General features: G+C 65.7%; 25 protein-coding genes. 18 read left to right on the top strand and 7 right to left on the bottom strand.

Translation table 11 applies throughout. The features are described from left to right. Positions 1 to 33: 33 nt before the first annotated feature. Positions 34 to 510, top strand: coding sequence for a homocitrate synthase (locus A5706_RS30010; protein ID WP_068139618.1), 477 nt, complete (start codon positions 34 to 36; stop codon positions 508 to 510). Between the two features lie 72 nt (positions 511 to 582). Here the strand turns inward: A5706_RS30010 and A5706_RS30005 are convergent, their stop codons facing one another. Further along, a complete protein-coding gene (locus A5706_RS30005; protein WP_068139615.1) occupies positions 583 to 2,067 on the bottom strand; it encodes a cytochrome P450 in 1,485 nt (494 codons plus the stop codon). Positions 2,068 to 2,266: 199 nt separating this feature from the next. On the opposite strand from A5706_RS30005, the gene A5706_RS30000 reads away from it, so the two are divergent. Both A5706_RS30000 and A5706_RS29995 read left to right on the top strand, forming a co-directional pair. Then, entirely contained in the window at positions 2,267 to 2,845 is a 579-nt protein-coding gene (locus A5706_RS30000) for a TetR/AcrR family transcriptional regulator (RefSeq protein WP_369831978.1), read from the top strand. Positions 2,846 to 2,863: 18 nt separating this feature from the next. Then, positions 2,864 to 3,778 carry an SDR family oxidoreductase gene (locus A5706_RS29995; protein WP_068139710.1) on the top strand — a complete coding sequence of 305 codons (915 nt, stop codon included), beginning with the start codon at positions 2,864 to 2,866 and terminating at the stop codon, positions 3,776 to 3,778. Here A5706_RS29995 and A5706_RS29990 read toward each other — a convergent pair. After that, complete coding sequence (locus A5706_RS29990) at positions 3,740 to 4,816, bottom strand: DNA polymerase IV (protein ID WP_369831976.1); 1,077 nt, start codon at positions 4,814 to 4,816, stop codon at positions 3,740 to 3,742. The two genes, A5706_RS29995 and A5706_RS29990, sit on opposite strands and share 39 nt — an antisense overlap. Then, complete coding sequence (locus tag A5706_RS29985; protein WP_068139613.1) at positions 4,776 to 5,378, bottom strand: TetR/AcrR family transcriptional regulator; 603 nt, start codon at positions 5,376 to 5,378, stop codon at positions 4,776 to 4,778. Before A5706_RS29985 ends, A5706_RS29990 begins: the two co-directional genes overlap by 41 nt. 59 nt (positions 5,379 to 5,437) lie before the next feature. Here A5706_RS29985 and A5706_RS29980 point away from each other — a divergent pair, with 59 nt between their 5' ends. From A5706_RS29980 to A5706_RS29930, 11 genes are all read left to right on the top strand, one after another. Then, positions 5,438 to 6,025, top strand: a complete 588-nt coding sequence (locus A5706_RS29980; RefSeq protein ID WP_068139610.1) for an NAD(P)H-dependent oxidoreductase — start codon at positions 5,438 to 5,440, stop codon at positions 6,023 to 6,025. 537 nt (positions 6,026 to 6,562) lie between these two features. After that, positions 6,563 to 6,802 (top strand): redoxin NrdH, encoded by a 240-nt coding sequence (locus tag A5706_RS29975; RefSeq protein WP_068100267.1) that lies wholly within the window; start codon positions 6,563 to 6,565, stop codon positions 6,800 to 6,802. Between the two features lie 69 nt (positions 6,803 to 6,871). Next, positions 6,872 to 7,351 (top strand): class Ib ribonucleoside-diphosphate reductase assembly flavoprotein NrdI, encoded by a 480-nt coding sequence (nrdI, locus tag A5706_RS29970; protein WP_068139606.1) that lies wholly within the window; start codon positions 6,872 to 6,874, stop codon positions 7,349 to 7,351. Further along, positions 7,321 to 9,486 (top strand): class 1b ribonucleoside-diphosphate reductase subunit alpha, encoded by a 2,166-nt coding sequence (gene nrdE, locus A5706_RS29965; protein WP_082964739.1) that lies wholly within the window; start codon positions 7,321 to 7,323, stop codon positions 9,484 to 9,486. Before nrdI ends, nrdE begins: the two co-directional genes overlap by 31 nt. Positions 9,487 to 9,768: 282 nt before the next feature. Beyond that, positions 9,769 to 10,611, top strand: a complete 843-nt coding sequence (locus A5706_RS29960) for an SAM-dependent methyltransferase (RefSeq protein WP_197518031.1) — start codon at positions 9,769 to 9,771, stop codon at positions 10,609 to 10,611. A 108-nt stretch (positions 10,612 to 10,719) separates the two neighbouring features. Beyond that, positions 10,720 to 11,163: an MmpS family transport accessory protein gene (locus A5706_RS29955; RefSeq protein WP_156767413.1), complete on the top strand. Its 444-nt coding sequence runs from the start codon at positions 10,720 to 10,722 to the stop codon at positions 11,161 to 11,163. Beyond that, entirely contained in the window at positions 11,160 to 14,024 is a 2,865-nt protein-coding gene (locus A5706_RS29950; RefSeq protein WP_068139596.1) for an RND family transporter, read from the top strand. Before A5706_RS29955 ends, A5706_RS29950 begins: the two co-directional genes overlap by 4 nt. Positions 14,025 to 14,159: 135 nt before the next feature. Further along, positions 14,160 to 15,074 (top strand): NADP-dependent oxidoreductase, encoded by a 915-nt coding sequence (locus A5706_RS29945; protein WP_068139594.1) that lies wholly within the window; start codon positions 14,160 to 14,162, stop codon positions 15,072 to 15,074. Beyond that, positions 15,071 to 16,063: an AraC family transcriptional regulator gene (locus tag A5706_RS29940; protein WP_068139591.1), complete on the top strand. Its 993-nt coding sequence runs from the start codon at positions 15,071 to 15,073 to the stop codon at positions 16,061 to 16,063. The genes A5706_RS29945 and A5706_RS29940 overlap by 4 nt, the downstream gene beginning before the upstream one ends. Positions 16,064 to 16,135: 72 nt before the next feature. Then, positions 16,136 to 16,876: a TetR/AcrR family transcriptional regulator gene (locus A5706_RS29935; RefSeq protein ID WP_156767412.1), complete on the top strand. Its 741-nt coding sequence runs from the start codon at positions 16,136 to 16,138 to the stop codon at positions 16,874 to 16,876. A 117-nt stretch (positions 16,877 to 16,993) separates the two neighbouring features. Continuing rightward, on the top strand, positions 16,994 to 18,535 hold the full coding sequence (locus A5706_RS29930) for an NAD(P)/FAD-dependent oxidoreductase (protein ID WP_156767416.1): 1,542 nt from the start codon (positions 16,994 to 16,996) through the stop codon (positions 18,533 to 18,535). On the opposite strand, the gene A5706_RS29925 is transcribed toward A5706_RS29930, so the two are convergent. After that, the gene (locus A5706_RS29925; RefSeq protein WP_068139580.1) at positions 18,497 to 19,405 is read right to left on the bottom strand and encodes an SDR family NAD(P)-dependent oxidoreductase; all 909 of its coding nucleotides are present in this window, start codon (positions 19,403 to 19,405) and stop codon (positions 18,497 to 18,499) included. The two genes, A5706_RS29930 and A5706_RS29925, sit on opposite strands and share 39 nt — an antisense overlap. Before the next feature lie 100 nt (positions 19,406 to 19,505). Here A5706_RS29925 and A5706_RS29920 point away from each other — a divergent pair, with 100 nt between their 5' ends. Continuing rightward, positions 19,506 to 20,078: a TetR/AcrR family transcriptional regulator gene (locus A5706_RS29920; protein ID WP_068139579.1), complete on the top strand. Its 573-nt coding sequence runs from the start codon at positions 19,506 to 19,508 to the stop codon at positions 20,076 to 20,078. Here the strand turns inward: A5706_RS29920 and A5706_RS29915 are convergent. The 3 genes from A5706_RS29915 to A5706_RS29905 are packed head-to-tail and all read right to left on the bottom strand — an operon-like array spanning position 20,050 to position 22,643. Next, the gene (locus A5706_RS29915; protein WP_068139575.1) at positions 20,050 to 20,598 is read right to left on the bottom strand and encodes a TetR/AcrR family transcriptional regulator; all 549 of its coding nucleotides are present in this window, start codon (positions 20,596 to 20,598) and stop codon (positions 20,050 to 20,052) included. The genes A5706_RS29920 and A5706_RS29915 overlap by 29 nt on opposite strands. Next, entirely contained in the window at positions 20,582 to 21,028 is a 447-nt protein-coding gene (locus A5706_RS29910; protein ID WP_068139572.1) for an SRPBCC family protein, read from the bottom strand. Before A5706_RS29910 ends, A5706_RS29915 begins: the two co-directional genes overlap by 17 nt. 40 nt (positions 21,029 to 21,068) lie before the next feature. Then, on the bottom strand, positions 21,069 to 22,643 hold the full coding sequence (locus tag A5706_RS29905; protein ID WP_068139569.1) for an NAD(P)/FAD-dependent oxidoreductase: 1,575 nt from the start codon (positions 22,641 to 22,643) through the stop codon (positions 21,069 to 21,071). A gap of 93 nt (positions 22,644 to 22,736) precedes the next feature. Between A5706_RS29905 and A5706_RS29900 the strand changes: the two genes are divergently transcribed. The 3 genes from A5706_RS29900 to msrB all read left to right on the top strand — a co-directional run. Then, positions 22,737 to 23,339 (top strand): TetR/AcrR family transcriptional regulator, encoded by a 603-nt coding sequence (locus tag A5706_RS29900; protein ID WP_082964738.1) that lies wholly within the window; start codon positions 22,737 to 22,739, stop codon positions 23,337 to 23,339. 111 nt (positions 23,340 to 23,450) lie between these two features. After that, positions 23,451 to 24,425, top strand: coding sequence for a class 1b ribonucleoside-diphosphate reductase subunit beta (gene nrdF, locus A5706_RS29895; protein WP_156767411.1), 975 nt, complete (start codon positions 23,451 to 23,453; stop codon positions 24,423 to 24,425). A gap of 40 nt (positions 24,426 to 24,465) precedes the next feature. Then, the coding region (gene msrB, locus A5706_RS29890) for a peptide-methionine (R)-S-oxide reductase MsrB (protein WP_082964743.1) at positions 24,466 to 24,905 on the top strand (440 nt) is incomplete at its 3' end.

The raw sequence follows: 24,905 nt of genomic DNA, 5'->3' as shown, positions 1-24,905 counted from the left end.
GTCGGTCGCCCCTGCTGATCAGAGAAGACCGAAATCGTGGCTCTTACCAAATCCCTTCCCTCCTTAAGCGAGCACTTCGGCGCCGCCCTGCCGCGCGGGCTGCGCGAGGAGGCCGACGCGATGTCGTGGGAGGCCTTCGTCGCCACCTACGGTCGCACGGCCGGCCCGCTGCGACTGGGCCACTGGGCCTGCACCGACACCGAGCGGCCCGCCGGGCGGCTCGGCCCGCAGGCCCGCAACTTTCGGGCGATGATCGCCGTCGGCGACCACATCAGCACGTCGACCGCCGCCGCCAGCGGTCCGATCGCCGCCCTCACCGCGATGCTGCACGAGCGCGGGATCACGGTGGAGATGCTGAGGTTTCACCAGATCGGTTGCGGCGCGGCCACGGCGACGTTTATCCGCGGCAGCAACGGGATTCGCGCCGAGTGGGCGATGGGCCTCTCGGAGGATCCGACCCAGTCGGCGTTGCGCGCGGTGATCGCGTGCGCCAACCGGCTGATCGCCTGACGCTGCCGAGCAGACGTAAAAGCCCCCAGTTCGGGCCTCAAATGGGGACTTTTGCGTCTGGTGGCGAGGGGACTAGAGCGGGCGCAGCACGATCGGCATGCCGTCCTTGGGCACCGGCATACCGCCGTAGTCCCACTCGGCCTGGTACCCAGGGCGGGGCAGCTCCAGCCGGTAGCGGCGCAGCAGGCGGTGCAGGATCGACTTGATCTCCAACTGCCCGAACACCATTCCGATGCACTTGTGCGCGCCGCCGCCGAACGGCGTCCACCCGTAGCGGTGCCGCTTGTGCTCGTTGCGCGGCTCGGTGAACCGGTCGGGGTCGAATTTCAGCGGGTCCGTCCAGAGTTCCGGCAGCCGGTGATTCATCCCCGGATAGGCGATCACGTTCGTGCCCTTGGGGATGTAGTAGCCCAGCAGGTCCGTGTCGCGCACGGTCTGACGCATCGCCCACTGCACCGGGGTCACCAGCCGGATCGACTCGTTCATCACCAGGTCCAGCGACTCGAGCTTCTCGAGGGAGTCGATGTCGAGCGGCCCGTCGCCGATCAGGCGGTCCGACTCGTCGCGGCAGCGCTCCTGCCACTCCGGGTGGGCGGCCAGCTGGTAGACCATCGTCGTGGCGGTCGACGTCGACGTGTCGTGCGCGGCCATCATCAGGAAGATCATGTGGTTGACGATGTCCTCGTCGGAGAACTTGTTGCCGTCCTCGTCCTCGGTCTGGCACAACACGGACAGCAGGTCGTTGCCGTCCTTTCCGCGCTGTTCCTTGACGCGCTCGCGGAAATAGTTCTCCAGCAGTTCGCGGGCCTTCAGGCCGCGCCACCAGGTGAACGGCGGGACTCCGGTGCGGATGATCGCGTTCCCGGCGCGGGTGGTGACCGTGAACGCCCTGTTCACCTTGGTCACCAGTTCGCGGTCGGTGCCGGGCTCGTGGCCCATGAACACCATCGAGGCGATGTCGAGGGTCAGCTCCTTCATCGCCGGATAGAGAAGAAAGCGCGCGTCGTTGACCACCCAGTCGTCCGCGACCGTTTTGGTGATGACCTTGTCCATCTGCTCGACGTAGGAGACGAGCCGGGACCGGACGAACGCCTCCTGCATGATGCGCCGGTGGAACAGGTGCTCTTCGAAGTCGAGCAGCATCAGCCCGCGGTGGAAGAATGGCCCGATCACCGGCACCCAGCCCTGCTGGGAGTAGTCCTTGTTGCGGTTGGAGTAGATGACCTGTGCCGCGTCGGGGCCCAGCGCCGCGACCCCCGGCAGGACCGGCGAGTCACCGAAGACGACCGGGCCCTTGGTCCGGTACAGGAACAACAGATAGTCGGGTCCGCCGCGCAGCATCTCGATGATGTGCCCGAGGACCGGCAGCCCCGCGTCACCGAGGACCGGCTTGAGCCCGCTGCCCGGCGGCGGGTCGGCGAGCTTGTGCTCCGGGAACGTGGTGTTCAGCAACCTGCGTTCGACCAGGCCCATGCCGGGGAAGTTGTTGAATGACGGGGTCAACCTGCGGCGCGCCTGATCGAGCAGGTAATTAGGGGTGCTGATAGTGGCGGCCATGAAACTCCTTCGCGCTCCTTTGCGGGCCCGGGTCGGGTGACAGCGGTCACTGACTCATACCTTCGGGAAAAAGTTGACGGCTGTCAAGTTTGCTTTTCGTGTGGCGTGGTGCAAGGTCGATGGCGTGAGCAGCCATGCCGACTCCGACCCGGGCGAACCGGCCATTCGCCGCCGGGGCGACAAGCATCGGCAGGCGATCATGCAGGCGGTGCGCGACCTACTCGAGGAGAAACCGTTCGCGGAACTGTCGGTCAGCACCATCAGCCTGCGGGCCGGGGTGGCCCGCTCGGGCTTCTACTTCTACTTCGACTCCAAGTACGCGGTGCTCGCCCAGATCATGGCCGACGCCGCCGAGGAACTCGAACAGCTAACCCAGTACTTCGCCCCCCGCGAACCGGGCGAGTCGCCGGAACAGTTCGCCAAGCGGATGGTCCGCAGCGCCGCCGCGGTCTACGCGCACAACGACCCGGTGATGGCGGCTTGTGAGGTGGCCCGCCACACCGACGTTCAGATTCAAGAGCTCCTGGAGCGGCAGTTCGAGGTGGTGCTGGGACAGATCACGGCGATCGTCGAGGCGGAGATGAAGGCCGGGACGGCGAACCCGATCAGCGACGACATCCCGGCGTTGGTGCGAACCCTGGCGGGCACCACCTCCCTGACGCTGAGCGGCGACCCGCTGCTCGCCGGACGCCAAGGTCACCAAGACGACCTGGAGCGTCGCGTGCGGGTGCTCGAGCAGCTGTGGCTGAATTCGCTCTGGGGTGGCGGCCAGAAGTAACGCGGTATGGTCACGGCCATGGGGCCAAGGCTTCCGAGGGCGTCGGGGCGGTATTTCGCGGGGAAGCGGTGCCTGGTCACCGGCGCGGCGAGCGGGATCGGGCGGGCGACCGCCCTGCGGTTGGCCGCGCAGGGCGCCGAGCTGTACCTGACCGATCGCAACGCCGACGGCCTCGAACGGACCGTGGCCGACGCCCGCGCGCTCGGCGCTGCGGTGCCCGCCCACCGCGCCCTGGACATCGCCGACCATGACCAGGTGGCGGCCTTCGCCGCCGACATCCACGCCGAGCATTCGACGATGGATGTCGTGCTGAACATCGCCGGCGTGTCGGCCTGGGGCACCGTCGACCGGCTGAGCCACGAGCAGTGGAGCAAGATGATCGCGATCAACCTGATGGGTCCGATCCACGTCATCGAGGCGTTCGTTCCCCCGATGTTGGCGGCCGGCCGGGGCGGTCACGTGGTCAACGTGTCGTCGGCGGCGGGGCTGGTGGCGCTGCCGTGGCACGCGGCCTACAGCGCGAGCAAGTTCGGGTTGCGCGGCCTGTCCGAGGTGTTGCGCTTCGACCTGGCGCGCCACCGCATCGGGGTGTCGGTGGTGGTGCCGGGCGCGGTGAAGACCCCGCTGGTGGACACGGTCGAGATCGCCGGGGTCGACCGCGAGGACCCCAGAGTCGCCCGCTGGGTGGACCGATTCAGCGGTCACGCGGTATCGCCGGAAAGGGCGGCCGAGAAGATCCTGGCCGGCGTCGCGAAGAACCGCTACCTGATCTACACGTCGGGCGACATCCGTGCGCTGTACGCGTTCAAGCGGTTGGCCTGGTGGCCGTACAGCGTGGCGATGCGTCAGGTCAACGTGATCTTCACGCGCGCACTGCGTCCCGCCCCGGCGCCGCTAGTCCGGCATGGCCAGCTCGAGTCGCACGCCGAGTAGGCGAATCGGCCGGTCCAGCTCGAAGAGGTCCAGGACGCGCAGGGCCGCCTCGGTGATGGTGTCTGCGTCGGTGGTGGGCGCGGGCAGCTTGCGGATTTTGGTGCGGGTGTAGAACGTCGCGGTCCGCACGGTGACGGCCACGCGGGTGACGATCCGTCCCCCGGCCAGCACGTCGTCCAATGCCTGACGCGCCAATCGCGTTATGGCCGAGTCCATTTCGGCCCTATCGGTGAGGTCGCGCGGAAAGGTGATGACGTGGCTGCGCGAGCGCGGAATCCACGGCTCGGCGCTGACTTCCGCATCGCCGCCACCCTTGGCCAGCAGCAGCAGCCACAGGCCGGTGCGCGGGCCGAACGTGGACGTCAGCAGCTCCGCGTCGGCGTTCGCGAGGTCGCGGACCGTGGTGATATCAAGTGCCGCCAGCTTTTTCGCCGTCTTGGGGCCCACGCCCCAGAGTGCGTCGACCGGGCGGTCGGCCATCACCGCCATCCAGTTCGCGTCGGTGAGCGCGAAGATGCCGGCCGGTTTCGCGAAGCCGGTGGCGACCTTGGCCCGCTGTTTGTTGTCGCTGATGCCGACCGAGCACGACAGTCCGGTCTCCGACGCGATCACCGTTCGGATCTGTTCGGCCACCTCGGTCGGTTCCGCGCCCTCGACGCCGACGTAGGCCTCATCCCAGCCCCACACTTCGACCGGATGCCCCAGGTCGCGCAGCAGGCCCATCACCTGGTCGGAGGCGGCGTCGTAGGCGGCCGGGTCCGACGGCAGGAACGTGGCGTCAGGGCAGCGGCGGGCGGCGGTGCGCAACGGCATGCCGGCGTGCACACCGAATTCCCGGGCCTCATACGAGGCGCAGGTGACCACCTTGCGCGGTTCGGTCGGATCGCCGCTGCCGCCGACGATGACCGGCAGCCCGGCCAGTTGGGGGTGGCGGCGCAGCTCGACCGACGCCAGAAACTGGTCGAGGTCGACATGCAGGACCCAGCTCATGGCGCCGTCACCGTCCACAGAGCTTGCGCGCCAGGCTTTCCCACGCATCGCACAGCGTGTCCAGGGTGTGCCCGCCGCCGTTGAGTTGGTGCTCCACGTAGTCCGGGTCTAGCAGGGCCAGCAGCGCGTCGGTCTGGATGTCGAGGTCGCCGGTGGTGCCCGCCGAGGCCAGCAGCAGCCGCACGTGCGTGCGCTGCACGGCGCCCGCCCCGGCGTGGCGCAGCTGCGGATCGCGGTTGGCCGCCGACAGCAGCTCGTGATGGGTGTGCACGAAGCACATCCGCGCGCGGCCGAAGGCGACCAGGCGATCCATCGGCGGGGCATCGGGCCCGAGCGGCGGGGGGCCGAACAGGAAAGCCTGCTGGCTGGCCCGCTCGTCCTCGTCGAGCAGCACCATCATCAGGCCCGCCCGGTTGCCGAAGCGGCGGAACAGCGTGCCCTTGCCGACGCCTGCGGCGGCGGCGACGTCGTCCATGGTGACCGCGTCCGCGCCGCGCTCGGCGACCAGCCTGCGCGCGGCCTGAAGCAGGAGCGTGCGGTTGCGCGCCGCGTCGCCTCGTTCCTGGGGAACCGACACGGGCAACTCGCGCGACCGCTCGACACCGCTCATATCCGCACTTTAACGCTGCCGGAATAAACCGGACCGTGGTCCGGTTGAGGCGTGCAAGGATGGTAGACCAAAGGCCGAAGGGAACAAGCGTGGGAGAGATCAAAATTGTGGCGTTCGTGGGCAGTTTGCGCGCGGCGTCGATCAACCGCCAGATCGCCGAGTTGGCGGGGGACGTCGCGCCCGACGGCGTAACCGTCACGATCTTCGAGGGGCTGGCCGAGGTGCCGTTCTACAACGAAGAGATCGACGACGCGATGAACCCCGACGCCCCGCCGCTGGCTTCGGTGACCGCGCTGCGCGCCGCGGCGGCCGACGCGGACGCCGCGCTGGTCGTCACCCCCGAATACAACGGCAGCATCCCGGCGGTCATCAAGAACGCGATCGACTGGCTGTCCCGCCCGTTCGGCGACGGCGCGCTGAAGGGCAAGCCCCTGGCGGTCATCGGGGGATCGTTCGGGCAGTACGGCGGGGTGTGGGCGCACGACGAGACCCGCAAGTCGTTCGGAATCGCCGGCGCCCGGGTGATCGAGGGGCTCAAGCTCTCGGTGCCGTTCAAGACGCTGGACGGCAATGCGCCCGGCGAACACGCCGAGCTCTCGGCGAACGTGCGCGACGTCGTCGGCAAGCTGGCCGCCGAAGTCGGCTGAATTTAGCGAGAACCCACAAGCCGCTCGCCGGCCACCAGCGACGTTTCGATAACCGAATAGCCGAAGCCGCCAGCCCTGGCTGGCGGCTTTGCTGGTGATCGGGCGGGGATGGGCCCGGCCGCCGATCGCGCCGCGGCGACACGATCGTTGTCGGTGGCCGCTGATATACCGGATGGTGTGGGCTTCCCGAGACCGATCTGTGACCTGCGACACGCCGAGCGGATGTCGTGCGGAGCCTTACGACCAGGGAATTTCAAAATTGTTATTCAGAACATCTTGTATCTAGACAACTTGTCGGCCACTAGGTGTAGTGTTTCGAGGCACCGGCAGATCCCAGGATCCCCACGCTGGCCGGGCTTGGGGACTTCCCCGAATCGGCTCGAAGAGGTCGAAGCAGCGCCTTCGGCTTCCAGCGCCGCAAGACGGGAATCCGGGGCCCTGACGGGCCGCTGAAACACAGCGAAGACGCAGTTCGTTGCAGTACCCGAGTAGTTGCCAGTCCGTTACAGGTCTCCCTTCCGCAAAGGAGCGGCATCCATGAGCATCACCGTCTACACCAAGCCCGCGTGCGTGCAGTGCAGCGCCACCTTCAAGGCCATGGACAAGCAGGGCATCGCCTACCAGAAGGTCGACATCACGCTGGACGCTGAGTCGCGGGACTACGTGATGGCGCTGGGCTACCTGCAGGCTCCCGTCGTGGTTGCCGGGAACGATCACTGGTCGGGTTTCCGCCCCGACCGCATCAAGGCGCTCGCGGAGTCGGCGCTCAGCGCGTAGGCAAAGCGGCAGACGTTAGGTAAGGAAGGTTGCGGTGCCATGGAGATCACTGGGCGCAACCTTGGTTGGATGAGTGACGACCCGCTTCGCCCGGCTGCGCCGCGCTTGCGATCGTCACTGGTCTATTTCTCTTCCGTGTCGGAGAGCACCCACCGCTTCGTGCAGAAGCTGGGTGTCCCCGCCACACGGATACCGCTGCACGGGCGCATTGAGGTCAGCGAGCCGTATGTGCTGATCGTGCCGACGTACGGCGGCGGACGGCACGACTTGGACGTCAATGCCCGGGGGTATGTCCCTAAACAGGTCATCGCCTTTTTGAACAACGAGCTCAACCGGTCGTTGATCCGCGGCGTCATCGCCGCGGGCAACAACGACTACGGGATCGCATTCGCGTACGCGGGCAACATCATCTCGCGCAAGTGCAGCGTTCCCTACCTTTACCGCTTCGAACTGATGGGGACCCCGGACGACGTGGATGCCGTCCGCGCCGGTCTCGCCGATTTCTGGAAGGAACAGACGTGCCACCAACCGTCACTGCAGAGCCTGTAGCCGCCGCCACGCACGGGTTGCACGACGAAACGGACTACCACGCGCTGAACGCGATGCTGAACCTGTACGACAAGGACGGCAAGATTCAGTTCGACAAGGACGTTCTCGCGGCGCGCCAGTACTTCCTGCAGCACGTCAACCAGAACACCGTGTTCTTCCATAATCAGGACGAGAAGCTCGACTACCTGATCCGCGAAAACTATTACGAGCGTGAGGTTCTCGACCAGTACTCGCGCAACTTCGTCAAGTCGCTGCTGGACCGCGCCTACGCCAAGAAGTTCCGCTTCCCGACGTTCCTGGGCGCGTTCAAGTACTACACCTCCTACACGCTGAAGACGTTCGACGGGAAGCGCTATCTGGAGCGCTTCGAGGACCGCGTCGTCATGGTCGCGCTGACACTGGCGTCCGGCGACACCGGGCTGGCCGAGAAGCTGGTCGACGAGATCATCGACGGGCGGTTCCAGCCGGCCACCCCGACGTTCCTGAACTCGGGCAAGAAGCAGCGCGGAGAGCCGGTCAGCTGCTTTCTGCTGCGCATCGAGGACAACATGGAGTCGATCGGGCGATCGATCAACTCCGCCCTGCAGCTGTCCAAGCGCGGCGGGGGAGTTGCGTTGCTGCTCTCCAACATTCGCGAGCACGGCGCCCCGATCAAGAACATCGAGAACCAGTCCTCGGGCGTCATCCCGATCATGAAGCTGCTGGAGGACTCGTTCTCCTACGCCAATCAGCTAGGGGCGCGCCAGGGTGCCGGCGCGGTGTACCTGCAGGCGCATCACCCCGACATCTACCGCTTCCTGGACACCAAGCGGGAGAACGCCGACGAGAAGATCCGGATCAAGACCCTGAGCCTGGGCGTGGTGATCCCCGACATCACCTTCGAGCTGGCCAAGAAGAACGAGGACATGTACCTGTTCTCGCCATACGACGTCGAGCGCGTCTACGGAGTGCCGTTCGCCGACATCTCGATTACCGAGAAGTACTACGAGATGGTCGACGACGCGCGCATCCGCAAGACCAAGATCAAGGCGCGCGAATTCTTCCAGACGCTGGCCGAGCTGCAGTTCGAGTCGGGCTACCCGTACATCATGTTCGAGGACACGGTGAACCGGGCCAACCCCATCGAGGGCAAGATCACGCATTCGAACCTGTGCTCGGAGATCCTGCAGGTGTCCACGCCGTCGCTGTTCAACGACGACCTGTCATATGCGAAGGTGGGCAAGGACATTTCGTGCAACCTGGGGTCGCTGAACATCGCCAAGACGATGGACTCACCGGACTTCGCCCAGACGATCGAGGTGGCGATCCGGGCGCTCACCGCCGTCAGCGACCAGACGCACATCACGTCGGTGCCCTCAATCGAGCAGGGCAACAACGATTCCCACGCGATCGGCCTCGGGCAGATGAACCTGCACGGCTACCTGGCCCGCGAGGGCATCTTCTACGGTTCCGAGGAAGGCATCGACTTCACCAACATCTACTTCTACACCGTGCTCTACCACGCGCTGCGGGCCTCGAACCGCATCGCGATCGAACGCGGCACGCACTTCAAGGGATTCGAGCGCTCCAAGTACGCGTCGGGAGAGTTCTTCGACAAGTACACCGAGCAGGTGTGGGAGCCGGCGACCGACAAGGTGCGCCAGCTGTTCGCCGACGCCGAGATCCGCATCCCCACCCAGGACGATTGGAAGCGGCTGAAGGAATCGGTTCAAGCGCACGGCATCTACAACCAGAACCTGCAGGCGGTGCCGCCGACCGGGTCGATCTCTTACATCAACCACTCCACGTCGTCGATCCACCCGATCGTGTCGAAGGTCGAGATCCGCAAGGAGGGCAAGATCGGGCGGGTCTACTACCCGGCGCCCTACATGACCAACGACAACCTGGAGTACTACCAGGACGCCTACGAGATCGGTTACGAGAAGATCATCGACACCTACGCGGCGGCCACCCAGCACGTGGACCAAGGGCTGTCGCTGACGCTGTTCTTCAAGGACACCGCGACCACCCGCGACGTGAACAAGGCGCAGATCTACGCCTGGCGCAAGGGAATCAAGACGCTCTACTACATCCGGCTGCGCCAGATGGCGCTGGAGGGGACTGAGGTGGAGGGTTGCGTCTCCTGCATGCTGTGACGCACGCGACGGTGTAGTCGCGGCTCGCGTCGCGTAGCTCACACTCGGCCGTCGGGCTTGGTCCGCGGGGTTCACCGCGTATTCCGGCCATCGGCCGCGTTATTCGGGTAGACCGGTGGCGGGTGCACCCCTAACTTTGCATCGGACAGCGACTTTCAAGAAGGCGCCCCCTTCGGGTGCCGTCGACTGTCTTGGACGCATCCGATGAATAGAGGGGGCTACATGCCGCGGACCCGTGACGACAGTTGGGATCTCAAGACCGGCGTAGGCGCCACGGCCACGTTGGTGGCCGCGGCCCGAGCCGTCGCCAGCAGGCAAACCGATCCGGTGATCAGGGACCCGTTCGCCGAAGTGCTGGTTCGAGCGGTCGGGCTGAAATTGTTCAGACAGTTGCTTGACGGCACGATCGACTTCTGCGACCTCGACGCCGACTGGATGCCCGCATATTTCGGCATGCGCAGCAGAAGCCTCGACGACTTCGCCCTCGACGCGTGCCGCTCTGGCGTTCGGCAGGCCGTGATCCTCGCGTCTGGATTGGATTGCCGTGCCTACCGTTTGGGTTGGCCGTCGGCGATGTCCATCTACGAAGTCGACCAACCGCAGATAATCGAGTGGAAACGCAGCGTCCTGACCGGCTTGGGCTGGCCACCGGCGGAAGGCCACCACTGCCTGGGCATCGATCTGCGCCAAGACTGGCCAACGGCGTTGCGCCAAGCCGGTTTCGATGACGCCCAGCCCACCGTCTGGATCCTCGAGGGGATCCTCATCGGGTACCTACCGTCCCGGGCGCACGACGAAATACTCGATGCGATTACCGCATTGAGCGCTCCTGGCAGCCGGCTTGGAGCCGATTATGTTTACAGCCCGAGAGCCGACGCGCTCGGTGAAAATTTCCGGAGACTCCATCCGATATGGAACGAGCGAGACCCCGAAATAGACTTGCGGGGGCTCACTTTCGCCGGGCAGCACGCAGACCCCGCAGCGTACCTGGCCGAGCGTGGCTGGACGGCGCAGAGTCTGGACATGGCCACCGTCTTCCGCTCAGCCGGACGGACCGCCCCGACCGCGGACGGCTTCGTCGAGCTCGCAAGTTTCACGCGGATGTTGAGCGCGTCGCGCACCTAGCGGGTTCGTCGCAGCCGCGTTCGCCATCATCCCTGCACCAATCACTCGCGTGGTTCGGGCCCGCGTGAGTTGGATTTCTGTCGTCACCGCCCGGGGAAGGTTATTCGCGTGGGCGTTTCGGTATCCCGGCGATTGATCGGCAGGCTCTGGGTGCCCACCCTGGTGGCCGTCGTTGTCGTCCTGGCTGGATTCGTCATCGACACCGCCCACGGAACCTTCGGCGCCAAGGACCGAACTCGAAGCCCGGGCAACAAATTCGCGATCGCTCAGTTCAATCCCAAACGCATCGAATACGAGATATTTGGCGATTTGGCTGGGTGGGGGAGGACCAGCTACTGGGACGTGAACTCTCACGCGGTCACGGTCGACCTCGCTGCGCTGCCCTGGACGCACACGGAAGTAACCGTCTTGACGACGGCGACCGCCGATATCACGGCGCAGGTGGCGGGAGGAAATGTCGGCTGCCGCATCACCGTCGATGGTCAGGTGCGTTCCGAGCACACGGCAACCGGCGAGCATGCCGGCGTCTGGTGCCAGGTGCTGTCCGCATGAGCCTCGACGGCGCCGTCACCGATGTGCGCAAACCATTCGTCGCGCGGACCATCCGCAAGTTCGCCGTGCCCGTGGTCCTCGCGTGGATCGCGCTGATGGTCGTCCTCAACGTGGTCGTTCCGCAGCTAGAGCCCGTTACCGAGGCGGGCCGGGGTCCCCTGGTCCCGGTCGACGCGCCGTCGGCGAAAGCGCTCATCCACATCGGGGAAGTGTTCAAGGAGTCCGACAGCAACAGCCTGGTGATGGTCGTCTTCGAGGGCGAGCACAAACTGGACGAAACCGATCACGCGTTCTACACGGATTTGGTCGCAAAGCTGCAGCACGACAAGCACGTTCAATACGTCATGGACCTGTGGGGCCAAGGCGCGACCGCCGCCGGGGTGCAGAGCAATGACGGAAAGGCGTCCTACACTCTGGTGCGGATCGCCGGGAATCTCGGCTCGGCGCTGTCGGACGAATCAATCAAGGCGGTGCGCGATTTGGTGGCGCAGGCCAAAAGTCCGCCTGGGCTGAAGGTCTACGTCTCGGGTTCGGCGCCGCTGTCGGCGGACATGCTCGAAGCCGGCAACGAGAGCCTGATCACGATCATGTTCGTCACTATCGTCCTGATCAGCGTGATGCTGCTGGTCGTTTATCGATCGATCAAGACAGCGCTTCTCGTCCTGTTCATGGTGATGCTCGAATTGAACTGCGGGCGAGGCATTGTCGCCATTCTCGCCTTCCACAAGTTCATCGGGATATCGGAGTTCGCGTCGAACCTCTTGGTGTCCCTGATCCTCGGGGCGGGCACCGATTACGCGATCTTTCTGGTCGGCCGCTACCACGAGGCACGGCACGCGGGTGAAGACCGCGAGACGGCCTACTATTCGGCCGTGAACGGCGTGTCCCACGTCATCCTCGGGTCCGGCCTCGCGGTCGCCGGCGCAACGTTCTGCCTCAAGTTCACCCGGCTAAATTACTTCAACACCTGTGGAATTCCCTGCGCCGTGGCCATGCTCACGGCAGTTGCGGCTGCTCTCACGTTCGGTCCGGCTGTGCTGGCGTTGGGCAGCCGCTTCGGGGTCTTCGAGCCGAAACGTCGAGGCGGAGTGGGAATCTGGCGCAAGGTCGGCACCCTGACGGTTCGGTGGCCCGGCCGGATCCTGCTGGCAAGCTGTGTCGTGGTGCTGGTGGGGTCGCTCACGCTCCCCACCTACCGTCCCAACTATGACGACCGGATCTACATCTCGGACGACAGCCCGTCGAAGCAGGGATATGCCGCGAGCGACAGGCACTTCCCGGTCAGCAGGCTTAACGGCGATATGCTCATGGTCGAATCCGATCACGACATGCGAAACAGCACCGACATGATCGCGCTGGACCGGGTGGCACGCACTGTATTTCACACTCCGGGTGTGGGATTGGTCCAGAGTGTCACCAGGCCGCTGGGGACTCCCCTCGAGCATTCTTCGTTCACTTACACCATGGGCTCGATGGGTACGAAGATCAAGGAACTCCTGCCGTTCCTCACCGACCTCAACACCCGGCTCACCGAGCTGGCCGACATCACGAACCGGATGACCGACCTGATGCGTCATCAGCAGGAACTGACGTCGCAGCAGGCGGGCGCGGCTCATGTCGCCGCCGACGCCGCGAGGGGCATGAAGGACGTCACGGATGCGGTGCGGGACAACCTCGCCGACTTCGACGACGTCTGGCGACCGATCCGAAGCTACTTCTACTGGGAGAAGCACTGTTTCGACATCCCGCTCTGCTTGTCACTGCGGTCGCTGTTCGACGCGACCGACAAGATCGACCAGCTCGACGAGCAGATGGACAAGAGTCTCAAGGCCGCGCTGATTCAGGACTCGGTGACGCCCCAACTGGTCGAACTGCTGGGCCGCAACGTGGACCAGCTCGACCAGCTGCACCGGGTCATCCTGGCCGAAAACAGTACGATCGAGCCCCAGCTGGCGCAGTTGGACGAGCTGGGCCGTCAGATGATGGACCTGGGCAACGCGTTCGACAGTGCGAAGAATGACGAGTTCTTCTACCTACCACCAGATGCGTTCGGAAACCCTTCATTTCACATCGACCTGAGATTTTTCATGTCCCCGGACGGCAAGGCCGCCCGCTACATGATCTACCACGACGGTGAGGCGCTCACTGCCGAAGGTATCCGTCACGACCAGACCTATTTACCCGCCGCCGAGGAGGCGTTGAAAGGCACCACGCTCGGCGGGGCACGCGTCTATCTCGGCGGCGCCGCGACGACCTACTGGGACATCCAGGATGCGGCCAAGACCGACCTGATCATCGCGGCCACGGCGGCATTCGCGTTGATTTTCCTGGTAATGCTGCTCATCACCGGGAGCATGATCGCGGCATTGGTGATAATTGGCACCGTAGCTTTCTCTTATTCGGGAGCGTTTGGCCTGTCGGTGCTGATCTGGCAGCACATGCTGGGCATTCCGATCAGCTGGCTGGGCCTGCCGCTCACGTTCATCATCTTGGTGGCGGTCGGCTCGGACTACAACTTGCTGCTCATCGCCCGCTACCTGGAAGAAAGCAAGGCGGGTCTCAACACCGGTCTGATCCGAGCGGTGGCCAATTCCGGCAAGGTGGTCACCACCGCCGGGCTCGTCTTCGCCGTCACCATGATGGCAATGGTTTCCGGCAAATTGGTGTCGGTCGGCGAAATGGGATCCACAATCGGCATTGGCCTGCTGCTCGACACGTTGATCGTGCGTTCGTTCATCACACCCGCCATCGCCCAGCTGCTCGGACCGTTCTTCTGGTGGCCCCGGCTGATCCGGTCCAGACCGCCGCGCACGACCACCGCACGACGCGCTGCCGCGACCGAATACGCCGACACCCGTTGACCCGCTCGTGTCGTTTTTTGTGGACAAGACGGCTCAATGGCCATAGGTGAATTGCGCCGCAGCCGTGCAGGCTTGAATAACGTTGTCCGGACGGGCCGTGGCTGCGCGTCCGTCGGCATTGGGGGTGCGACAGCTGTGCAAGCGATTACCGCGCGCGACCGCGCCGCCGGTTTCCGTGGGCTTTCTCTGGTCGACATGCCCTATCCGCATGCCGCGGAAAACGACGTCATCGTGCGGGTCCACGCCGCCAGCTTCACGCCGGGTGAGCTCGACTGGCCGGCAACCTGGACCGACCGCGCCGGTCACGATCGCGCACCCAGCATCCCGGGGCATGAAGTCTCGGGGGTCGTCGCCGAGTTGGGCTACGGGACAACTGGTTTGATAGTGGGCCAGCGGGTCTTCGGGATCACCGACTGGGCCCGCAACGGCTCCCTCGCGGAATACGTTGCGGTGGAGGCCCGCAATCTTGCGCCTTTATCGGCAAGCATCGAGCACACCGTGGCCGCTGCGGTGGCGCTCCCCGGACTGACCGCATGGCAGGGGCTGTTCCTGCACGCACAGCTCGGCACGGGCCAGACCGTTCTGGTGCACGGCGCCGCCGGCGCCGTCGGCTGTATGGCGGTGCAACTTGCTCGCGATGCCGGGGCTCGCGTGATCGGCAGCGGCCGCGCCAAGCACCGGGAGACCGTGCTGGGCCTGGGCGCCGACGCTTTCGTGGATCTGCAATCCGATCGGCTGGAGGATGTCGGCTTGGTCGACGTGGTATTCGACGTGATCGGCGGTGAAATCCTCAAGCGCTCAGCGGAATTGGTGCGCCCCGGCGGTTCGCTGATCACCATCGCCGAACCGCCGGAGGTTGAACCGGAGCATGCGCGCTCGATCTTCTTCGTCGTCGAACCCGACCGGGCGGGCTTGGCCGCGCTGGAACACATGCTGCGCGACGGAAGGCTGCACCCGATCGTCGGCGCGGTTTGTTCACTGGCCGAAGCACCCGGCGCGTTCGACCCCGCGTGTCGCGGCGACGGCAAGACGATTGTCGCGGTCACATGAAGCCTGGCCTCACGATCGAGGGTCTGCGCATCCGAACCGATACCAAAGATCCGGAAGAGGCGCGAACCCAAATCGCGTCGGTTTACTGTCCCCACCGGCTCACCGTCCGCGGCAGCTTGTCGGCGTTCCGCGCGCGGCATGCCGAGGGAGGCGCCGACGGCCTGGGCGTCTACTCCCTGTCGTATGGATCGGGCACCACGCTTCTGGAATCGTCGACGTTCGACGACTTCTTCCTGGTCTCGCAGCAGATCAGCGGGCGGTTCGCGGCCCGCGCCGCAAGTGGGGAACGGCTCCTGTCGCCCGGCGAACACCTGGTGCTGGACGCGCACACGGCGTATCGGCTGCGCTGGGAAGAAAACTGCAACCTTTTCCATGTGCGAATACCCCGCACCGATTTCGAGACGACCGCTGCCGAGTTCACCGGCGCGAGCCGGCCGGCCGCCGTCCGATTCCCGCTGAGCTGGCACCCGTCCAAACCGGCGTCGAAGGCCGTAGCGAAGGTGATGCAAATCCTGCTCCAAAACGCCGGACCGGACGGGCTCTTGGCGTCCGGGCCTCTGCTGTCCGCGCAGATGCGGCGGATGTTGATAGCGAGCCTCATCGAGGCCTACCCCGGGATTCTCCACACGGCCGGCGGGGGCCCGAGTGGCGGCGTCCGCCCGCCAGCCATTCGGCGCGCGATCGCCTACCTCGAGGAATCCGCAGCCGAGGACGTCCGGATCGGTGACGTCGCCGCAGCGGCGCGATTGAGCACCCGCGCCCTGCAGGAGGCCTTCCGGAGGCACCTGGACACGACGCCCATGGCATACCTGAGGGCAATCCGTCTCACTCGAGCGCACGCGGACCTTCGGCGGTCGTCCATCGAGGACGGAACGACCGTCGCGGCCGTCGCGTACCACTGGGGGTTCGGCAACCTGGGCCGGTTCGCGGCCGACTACCGCCGGGAGTTCGGCCGATCTCCGAGCGAGGTACTGCGCGCGCCACGGTGACGCATCGGCACGCCGAGCCGCGGATGGTCGGTCTGCCCAGGTCAGCGGCGCCACCGGGGTAAGGTGCTTGGTGTGGTGAGAATTCCCCGACCACCTATGCCCCATCCGCCAAGCGCGAAGCCCGGGGTCAAGGTCGACGCGCGCAGCGAGCGGTGGCGCGAACACCGCAAGAAGGTGCGCGGTGAAATCGTGGATGCCGCGTTCCGCGCCATCGACCGCCTGGGCCCCGAGCTGAGTGTGCGGGAGATTGCCGAGGAGGCCGGCACCGCCAAGCCCAAGATCTACCGGCACTTCCACGACAAATCCGACCTGTTTCAGGCGATCGGCGAGCGGCTGCGCGACATGTTGTGGGCGGCGATCTTCCCGTCGATCGACCTCAAGACCGATTCGGCCCGCGAGGTGATCGGCCGCGCCGTCGAGGAGTATGTCAACCTCGTCGACCAGCACCCCAACGTGCTGCGGGTGTTCATCCAGGGCCGTTCCGCGGCGAGCCCCAAGATCCTGGAGGAGGGCCGCGGGATCACCCTGGCCGTGGCCGACATGTTCGACAACGAGCTGCGGGAGATGGAGCTGGACCACGCGGCGATCGAACTGGCCGGGCACGCGGCCTTCGGATCGGCCGCGTCGGCCACCGAGTGGTGGCTGGGCCCCGAGGCCGACAGCCCGCGGCGCATGCCGCGCGAGCAGTTCGTCGCCCACCTGACGACCATCATGATGGGCGTTCTCGTCGGCACGGCCGACGCGCTGGGCATCGCGATGGACCCCGATCAGCCGATTCACAGCGTGGTGCCCAGCAACCCCGCCGCCAGCTGAGGACTTTTGGCACGTTGACATCGTCCCGGCGATCGTCAACACTCGCCCTATCCGATACCCTGGGTACTGGGTATTTGCGCTAGCCAACAGGAAGACCGATCCGCCGTGACCGATGCCATGACACAAGCCGAGCCGACCCAGCAGACGCAGGAGCCGGTGCACACCCGCGCCCTGATCATCGGGACCGGATTCTCCGGCCTGGGCATGGGCATCAAGCTGCAACAGCAGGGCGTGGACTTCGTCATCCTGGAGAAGGCCGGCGACGTCGGTGGCACGTGGCGCGACAACAGCTATCCCGGCTGTGCCTGCGACATCCCCTCGCACCTGTACTCCTTCTCCTTTGAGCCCAAGCCCGACTGGAAGAACCCGTTCTCGTATCAGCCCGAGATCTGGGACTACCTCAAGGGCGTCACCGAGAAATACGGGCTGCGCCGCCACATCGTGTTCAACTCGCTGGTCGACCGGGGCCACTGGGACGACGACGAGAATCGCTGGCACGTCTTCACCACCGACGGCCGCGAGTACGTCGCGCAGTTCCTGATCTCCGGGGCCGGCGCGCTGCACATTCCGTCGTTCCCCGACATCGAGGGCCGCGACGAGTTTGCCGGTCCCGCTTTCCATTCCGCGGAGTGGGACCACTCGGTCGACCTGACCGGCAAGCGGGTGGCCGTGATCGGCACCGGCGCCAGCGCGATCCAGATCGTGCCCGAGATCGTGGGGAAGGTCGCCGAACTTCAGCTCTACCAACGCACCCCGCCGTGGGTGGTGCCGCGGTCCAACCCCGAGCTGCCCGTGGCGCTGCGCCGGGCGATGGAGAACGTTCCCGGCCTTCGCGCGGCGGTGCGCCTGGCGATCTACTGGGGTCAGGAGGCGCTGGCCTTCGGCATGACCAAACGGCCGAACGCGCTGAAGATCATCGAGGCCTACGCGAAATACAACATCCGGCGCTCGGTCAAGGACCGCGAGCTGCGCCGCAAGCTGACCCCGCACTACCGGATCGGTTGCAAGCGAATCCTCAACTCCTCCACGTACTATGGCGCCGTCGCCGACCCCAAGACCGAACTGGTCACCGACGGAATCACCCGGATCACGCGCGACGGCATCGTCACGGCGGATGGCAAAGAGCGCAAGGTGGACGTGATCGTCTACGGCACCGGCTTCCACGTCACCGACTCCTACACCTACGTCCAGATCAAGGGGCGGAACGGCGAGGACCTGGTCGACCGGTGGAACCGGGAGGGCATCGGCGCGCACCGGGGCATCACCGTCGCCGACGTGCCGAACCTGTTCTTCCTGCTGGGGCCGAACACGGGGCTCGGCCACAACTCCGTGGTGTTCATGATCGAGTCCCAGATCCACTACGTCGCCGACGCGATCGCGAAATGTGACAAGCTGGGCGCCGAGGCGCTGGCCCCGACCCGCGCCGCGCAGGACCGGTTCAACGACGAACTGCAGCAGAGGCTTTCGCAGTCGGTGTGGAACAGCGGCGGCTGCAGCAGCTGGTACCTCGACGAGCACGGCAAGAACACCGTGCTGTGGGGCGGCTACACCTGGGAGTACTGGCGAGCGACCCGCGCGGTGAAGCCGGAGGAGTACCAGTTCTTCGGGGTGAAGACGGGCTCACACGCCAACCGCCGCGCGGCGGCCGTGGGAGGCTGAGGTTTTCGCGAACGACCGAAGGTTCAGCCGCACAATGCGGTCCAGAACCCGGTCGGATACGACACGGCTGATTCGCAGCAGGATCGCGGCGTCGCGGCCGATCGTGTAGCGCGTCCGGGGACGCGATGCGGTCGCGGCCTTGACGATCACTTTCGCGGCGTGCTCGGCCGAAACGCCGTCCTCACCGAACGATCGGGCTTGGGCGGTGACGGCCGCGGCGAGATCCTCATAGCGTGCGAGCTGGGCGGCGGTCATGTTGGCCATCAGCCCCTCCGCGGTGGCGATCCCACGCTCCGCCATCTCGGTTTTGACGGCGCCGGGTTCGACGACGACGACCTTGATCCCGAGCTCGCCGACCTCTCGGCGCAGGGCATCGCTGACCGCCTCCAGCGCGAACTTCGAACCGGCATATGCGCCATATGTCGGCAACACGACCTTCCCGCCGACGGAACTGATGTTCACGACGGTGCCCGAGCTGAGCAGCAGCGCCGGCAACAACGCCTGGATCATCGCGATGTGTCCGAACAGGTTGACCTCAAACTGCTTGCGCCACTCGTCCATTGGCAGGGCTTCCACCGGTGCGTTGATCGCGATCCCGGCGTTGTTGACCAGCGCGCGCAGCGGACGGCGCAGCGGATCGTTCGCGACGCGTTCGGCGATCGCGGCCACGTCCGATTCGACGGTGATGTCCAGGATGCGCGGCTCCAGCCCGTCGGCCGCCAGCGCTGCGGCGTCGGCTTCGCGGCGTACGCCGGCGAGCACGTGAAAACCCTTGCGCGCCAGCGCACGAGCCGTCGCCGCGCCCATCCCCGTCGACGCGCCGGTGACGACGATCAGCTCGTTGCGGTCGGCGCGATTCGAGGAATTCATGGCTGTCTCCGTCCGGTGAATGCACTGAGTTGACGTTGTCAACTGAAGCTAGGCGTTTGAGTTGACGTTGTCAACTGGTTGCCGGGCTTATGCTCTGCGGGTGACGAGTCGAGCGGAGAGCGCTGCGGCGACACGTCGTTCGCTGCTTGAGGCCGCCGAGGTCTTGCTCGACCTCGGTGGAGTCGAGGCGGTGACGCTGCGCGAGGTGGGGGCGCGCAGCGGTGTGTCGCGCTCGGCGGCGTATCGCCACTTCGCCGACAAGGAAGCTCTGCTCGCGGTGGTCGCGACCAACGCCTTGACCGACCTGGGCGATGCGCTGGAGGCGTTGGCCAACAGCGGGGACCCGCCCGAGGAGTCACTGCGATCCGGCTTGCTATCGCTGATCGCCATCGGCCGCACCCGGCCTCACCTGTATCGGTTGATGTTCACCCCGCCGGCGGGCGATCCGGCCGCGGCGATGCGGGCGGCCGAACGCGCGCAGGATCTGTTTCTCGACATCATGGGTCGCATTGTCGGCCCGCAGCAGGCGCGCCGTTATGGGGCGCTGCTGTTGACCAGTGCCCACGGCATCACGGGACTGGATCTCAGCGGCCACATGGATTTGGACAAGTGGCACACCAACGCCGAGGAGCTCGTCGACACGCTCATCGCGCTGTTGCCAAAAGCTCGATGAACGCTTGCGCGGCCGCGTCCACGCCGGCCTCGTCGTCGGTGGCCACCAGGTCCAGCAGCAGGCCTCGGGTGACGGCCAGCCCGAGCCTTGCCATCGCGCCGTCGTAGACAACGCCGGCGGCGGCCGATTCCACCTCGCGCAGCCAGCCGTCGACCGCGCCGGGAACCATTCGCGTGAACGGCTTTTCGCCCTGGGCGGCCCGCGAATAGCACTCGAAGAACAGGCGCTCCAGTTGGCGCAATTCGCGGCGACGAAGGTCGGCCCACATCGCGGCGAAGCCCTCGGCCGGGTTCTGCGGCAGGTCGGGGACGAGGGCCATCTGGCGGCGCTCGGCCTCCTCGACGATCGCGATCAGCAGGTCTTCGCGAGAACCGAAGTGGTGCAACAGCATCCGGTGGCTGGTGCCGACCGCGGCGGCGACATCGCGAAGCGAGCGATCGCCGATGCCGTTCGCGGCGAACTCGTCGAAGAGCGCATCCAGTAGTTCGCGGCGCCGCCGTCGGTCAGGCGTGCGGGCCATTGGCGCGGCTGACCTGTTCAGACCGGGCCTTGAGGCCCTTGGCCTCCATCTCGAGGAAGCGCTGGGTCCGTTTGACCGTCAACCGCCCGACCAGCGCACCGAGGAGGCCCTGCTGATCGAGTTCCTGGCGCACCAGGCTGCGTCCACCGGGCAGGGCGGTGACGTAGTGGCGCGCGGTCACCTGCACGCCGGGGGAGCGGGTCACCCAGGTCCAGGAGGTGCCGGGATCGATCTCTGTGACCTTCCAGATCAGCTTCTGCAGGCCGGGTTGCTTGATCGCGAACCGCCTGCCGGCGGCCAGGGCGGAACCGTCCCGCCCGGTCAGGGAGTCGACCGACGCGGTCCACTCGGGCCAGTGTTCGACGTCGCTGAAGACGTCCCACACGACCTGCGGCGGCGCGTCGATCTCGATGCTGTCTTGGGTAAACATGTACCAAATGGTACATCGAAATCAGGGCTTTGCAACGCCCCTACGCGACGCGGGCGTTGAGGTGCTTGAGCGCCGCCTCGGCGCCGTTCCAGCCGGGGATGCCGGTCACCCCGGGTCCGGGGTGCGTGCACTGGCCGCACAGGAAGAGCCCGTCGACCGGGGTGGCGAACTTGTCGGCGCCCTCGACGACGCGGCCGGTCCACAGCTGGTTCGGCTGCAGCAGGCCGTGCGAGTAGTCGCCGGCGTGTGCGCTGAAGGTGCTGCCGAAGTAACGGTTGGAAAACACCACGCGGTTGGTGACGGAGTCGGCGAACCCGGGCGCGAAGGTGTCGAAGATGCGCACGCAGGTGTCGGCGTATTGCTCCTTCCAGCTTCGGTTTTCGTCGGCGTCCAGCCCGGTGGGGAAGTACGGGGTGAAGATGGTCGCGCTGTGCTTGCCCGCCGGCGCCAGCGACGAGTCGACCATGCTGGGGATGTACAGGTAGGTGGGCGGCGCGTCGGGAAGCTGCCCCTTGCGGTATTGCTCCCACGCGTCGCTGATGTACTCCGGCGACGGCGCGTAGGCGACGGTGGGACACCACTGGCCGTTGTCGTGCATGTAGGGCTGCAGGCGCTCGATCCATCGGGGCGCCTGGTCAATCGTGAGATGCGCCTGGATGTAACCCAGGTTGAAGTTGATCTCCTTGATCTTGCGAATGTAGTCGGGCGGAAAGTTCTGCGCGCCGGCCAGATTGACGAACGTGGTGTACGGGTCGAGCGACGACAGCACGGCGTCGGCGGAAATCGTTGTGCCGTCGCGTAATTCGACTCCGGTGGCGCGCCCGTCGGTGACCAGGATGTCCTTGACGTGTTGCTTCAGCTGCACCTCGGCGCCCAGCGATTCGGCGCGCCGGCACAGCGCGGTGCTCAGCGAGCCGATGCCCCCGCGCGGCATGATGTATTCGACGTTGCCGCCGCCGATCAGGTAGTGATACAAGGTCGATGCGTTCGAACCCGGGGTCCACGGGCCGCCGTCGAAGGCGTCGATGGACATCGCGGCCAGCGAGCCCTGGATGCAGCGGCCCTGGTCGGGTGCCAGGAAACGGCGGACCGTGTCCATGGTGCTGCCGTACCACATCTGGGCGAAATCGTGGCGGTCCTCGGGCGTGGGCTGGGAGGCGATCACCTCGATGATGTCCAGCGGCGGCCCGAACGCCGAGTCGACGAAATACGGTGCGAATCGGCCGATGTGGGCAAACAGCGACCCCAGCGCCGCCGCGGTGTCGGCCCCGTGATCGTCGAGCAGGTGGCGCGCCATGCGTTCAAGGTCGTTGTACATCACGAACGGGGAGTCGGCTGCGTCGCCGAACGTGCACGTCGACGTCCACTGGTCCATCAGCTCGAAGCCCCACTTGGTGAGCTCGAGGCGTTCGGTCATCTCCTGCCGCCAGATCAGCACGGCCCAGGCGCCGACGCTGTGCTTGTAGCCGTCGAAGAGTTCGCGGGTGGCGGCCATCCCGCCGAGGAAGTGCGCCCGTTCCAGGACGAGCACCTTCGCGCCGCCCTTCGCCAGCACGTTGGCGGCGACCAGACCGTTGTGACCTGCCCCGATGATGATCGCGTCGTAGTCCGACATGCCGGCTCCTTCGGTGGTGATCCGTCGACAGAAGGCACAATGTCACATATGACATATTTGCGTCAATGGTGACATTTAGTGTCTGCTTACAGGGTGGAATCTCGGAGCCAGCGCACGCGCCAGGCGCTGCAACAGGCGGCGATGAAGCGCTTCGTCGCCGACGGCGTGCACCAAACCAGCGTTTCCGACATCGCCGCCGACGTCGGGGTCACCGAGCGAACCTTCTATCGGCACTTCGCGTCCAAGCACGCGGTGATCTTCGCCGACTACGACATCGGATTCGAATGGTTCGCCCGCGCGCTGGCGCTGCGCCCGCACGGTGAGCCCATCACGGCGTCGGTGCGAAAAGCCATGGACGCGTTTCCTTTTGACTTCGCGATGGTCCGCGAGGCGGCCACCATCCGCTCACGCGACCTCGACCAGGAGATCATCACCACGCACATTCGGCGGATGCGCGATCAGGTGGCCGACGAGATCGCCCGATTCATCCACGAACGATCGGCACCCACCGCCGACGGCGCCATGATCGCCGACATCGCGGCGCACAGCCTGGCGACCGCCGTGTTCGCGTCGCTGGAAGCCTGGATGGGTAAAGGCGGGGAGGATATCGACGAGCTCAGCCGCCTCACCGACGTCGCCTTGCGCGCCCTCGAGGAGGGTCTGACGCGCACGCTGCGGGAGGTGGGATTGGATTGACGGCGCGACACGGCAAAACACAAGTTGTTGTGTTCCACCGCCTTGTCGGACCCCAGGGGTAGTGTTTGTGACCTAGACATCGAAGGCAAAATCGGCTGGTGAAGAAGGGTTCTGGTGACGAACATGAAGCTGATTGACCGGACCTCGGCGATCAACTGGAACCGGGTGCAAGACGACAAGGACGCCGAGGTCTGGGAGCGGGTGACCGGAAATTTCTGGTTGCCCGAGAAGGTGCCGGTGTCCAACGACCTGCCGTCGTGGGGGACGCTGACCGACAGTGAAAAGCAGCTGACGATGCGGGTGTTCACGGGGCTGACGCTGCTGGACACCGTTCAGAGCACGGTCGGCGCGGTCAGCATGATTCCGGATGCACTGACCCCGCACGAGGAGGCCGTCCTCACCAACTTCGCGTTCATGGAGTCCGTGCACGCCAAGAGCTACAGCTCGATCTTCTCCACGCTGTGCTCGACCACCGAGATCGACGACGCCTTCCGCTGGTCGGAGGAGAACGTCAACCTGCAGCGCAAAGCACAGATCGTGATCGACTACTACCGGGGCGACGACCCGCTCAAGCGCAAGGTGGCCTCGGTGCTGCTGGAAAGCTTCCTCTTCTATTCCGGTTTCTACCTGCCGATGTACTGGTCGAGCCGGGCCAAGCTGACCAACACCGCGGACCTGATCCGGCTGATCATCCGCGACGAGGCCGTGCACGGCTACTACATCGGCTACAAGTTCCAGCGCGGCTTGGCCTTGGTCGACGACGCCAGGCGCGCCGACATCAAGGACTACACCTACGAACTGCTCTTCGAGCTCTACGACAACGAGGTGGAGTACACGCAGGACCTCTACGACGAGGTCGGGCTGACCGAGGACGTCAAGAAGTTCATCCGGTACAACGCCAACAAGGCGCTGATGAACCTGGGGTACGAGGCGATGTTCCCGCGCGACGAGACCGACGTGAACCCGGCGATCCTGTCGGCGCTGTCACCCAACGCCGACGAGAACCACGACTTCTTCTCGGGCTCGGGCTCGTCTTACGTGATCGGCAAGGCCGTCGTCACCGAGGACGAGGACTGGGACTTCTAGACAGTTCGACGTCGCCCCGTCAACTCGTCACACTGATGCCATGGACGTGACGAGACGGCGATTTCTCATCGGGGCAAGCGCAGGCGTGATGTCGATGGTCACGGTCGGGGCCTTCGCCGAGGGTACGTCGTCGGCATCTCCTGATACCGGCTTCGCCGTGACCCACAGCGACGCCGAGTGGCAAAGACTGCTGACCCCGGCGCAATACAACGTGTTGCGTAACGCGGGCACCGAGACTCCGTTCACCAGCCCGCTCAATGACGAACACCGTCGCGGCGTTTTTGGCTGCGCTGGCTGCGGGCTGCACCTGTACTCCTCGGACACGAAGTTCGACAGCGGCACTGGTTGGCCGAGCTTCTGGAAGACCCTGGATAACGCGGTGCTGCAACGCCCAGACGCCAGCCTGGGCATGATGCGCACCGAAGTTCTCTGCAGCCAATGCGGCGGCCACCTCGGCCACGTGTTCACCGACGGACCGCA

This window comes from Mycobacterium sp. E796 (assembly GCF_001672815.1).
Taxonomy (GTDB): domain Bacteria; phylum Actinomycetota; class Actinomycetes; order Mycobacteriales; family Mycobacteriaceae; genus Mycobacterium.
Note: the sequence above shows the minus strand (reverse complement) of the source record. Positions and strands in the feature narration are given on the sequence as shown.